Origin of the sequence: Clostridium sp. MCC353 (assembly GCF_018785315.1) — a bacterium.
Lineage (GTDB): Bacteria > Bacillota > Clostridia > Lachnospirales > Lachnospiraceae > CHH4-2.
Genome location: NZ_WQPN01000157.1, coordinates 1 through 1,824 on the forward strand (window position 1 = coordinate 1; position 1,824 = coordinate 1,824).

Sequence of the window (1,824 nt, forward strand, 5' to 3'; positions counted from 1 at the left end):
AAAAAGGGGCTGTAAAATAACTCCATAATGAAGAATCGCCAGTTCCGGTAAATGCCGGTTCTGGCGATTCTTCATTTTATTATACATTATTTGCCGTAATTATTGCTTTTCCTGGTAAAAAAGTGTGCACTTAATAAGGCTATGAGGATTACTCTTTCATTTTACGCAGCCAGACCTTTTCTCTGCTTTTTATTATGATATTTGTAAAGGTTGAAGCCACAAGAAATCAGCGTAAGTTCCAAAATTACGTTTTTCTCCCCTCTTCGGATTAGCCGTTTGTAAGACTTATCCCATTTTAAAACGCCGAAGGTTCCTTCCGCCTGTATACTGCGGTTCATTCTCAAAAGTGCTCCGTGTATGGATTCAAGGTTTGAGATCACCTCTTGATGGATAGAGGTTAGTTCCTCATTCATGCGGATCGTCCTTTTGTTGGATGCTTTAGGACAACAATCACTTTTATGCGGGCATCCTTCACACGATTCACATTCATAGATTTCTTCCGTTCTTCCATATTTGTTCTTGTATACATGCTGCCTGCTTTTAAAATGGATTTTTTTCCCGTTTGGACATATCAGATTCCCGGATCCATCCCGCTTAAAATTTACAGCCCGATACGGATTTTCATGATACTTTTTATCGGTTGTCTCCTTTTTGAACATCGTAAACTTCATGTATTTCTCCATCCCATGTTCCTCACAATAAAGATAGTTATTGTAGGAACCATATCCTGCATCGGCAACCGGATACTTTGGATAATGCCCGTAGATCTTATGATATTTCTCCATCAATGGTACAAAGCATTCCATGTCTGATGCGTATGGTTTTACATCAACTACCGCAATGTACTCATCGCAGACTGCGGTCTGAAGATTATATGCCGGAAGCAGCTGGTCATTCCCCATGTAATCCCGTTTTATCCGCATAAAAGTGGCATCATGATCCGTTTTGGAATAACTGTTCCTTTCCTCTCCGCAGACTTCTATATGGTGCGCGTATGTTTTCAAACGCTCCAGATATCCCTGTAATTCCTGATACTGTTTTTGCTGAATGCTTTTTCTATGTCCGCAGCCTGAAACAAAAGTGGATTCCTCCAGCTTTGTCCCCAGCTTGTACATTTCCAACAGTTCGGAAACATAATCGATGGCATACTCTTCACGCTTCTCAAGTTTCACATTAAAATAGCCCAGAACTTCAAGGTTCATGGCATCGATCAGCGTGGATATCTTTTCAAAGACTTTTCCCCGGTTTTTGGTACATGATTTTTTCCATACCCAGGTATAGCGGTTCGCATTGGCCTCTATTTTAGTGCCGTCGATATAGGTATGCTCCAAGTCGACATGGTCTTTTTCAAAAATATATGTATTCACATCCCCAAAAACCTGTTCTATCGAATCCGTAAGTTTATTCCGGATGATGTTACCGAAAGTGGCGAAGGAAGGTGCTTTCATGCCGTCCAGAAGATACATATATCGGATATCATTACGGCAGAGTCTTTCGATGTTTCGCAGGGAACAGATCCCGTATTCCATGAAAGCAAAAAGTATCACTTTGAGGAGCTTGTGTTCATCACATCTTGGACGGCCTGTTCTGTAGCCTTTCTCTACAAAATATCTTGATAGGTCGATGTGATCCATTACTTCGCAAAAAGTGTATACCGGATCAGAAATATCAATTAATTTTTCGATTTCCAATGGTAATTTCAACTGACGTGGTGTATAATTATCATTGGTTTTATTAGTTAGTCGCATAATTAATTATACCAAAAAATCGCTGAAGTCGTAAGACTTCAGCGATTTTTCTTTAGGACTGTTTTTTTACAGCCCC

1 protein-coding gene is annotated in these 1,824 nt (G+C 40.0%); it reads right to left on the reverse strand.

What is annotated here, in order from left to right:
• Positions 1 to 161: 161 nt before the first annotated feature.
• The gene (locus GPL15_RS23500) at positions 162 to 1,748 is read right to left on the reverse strand and encodes a transposase (protein WP_215701116.1); all 1,587 of its coding nucleotides are present in this window, start codon (positions 1,746 to 1,748) and stop codon (positions 162 to 164) included.
• Between the last annotated feature and the right edge of the window lie 76 nt (positions 1,749 to 1,824).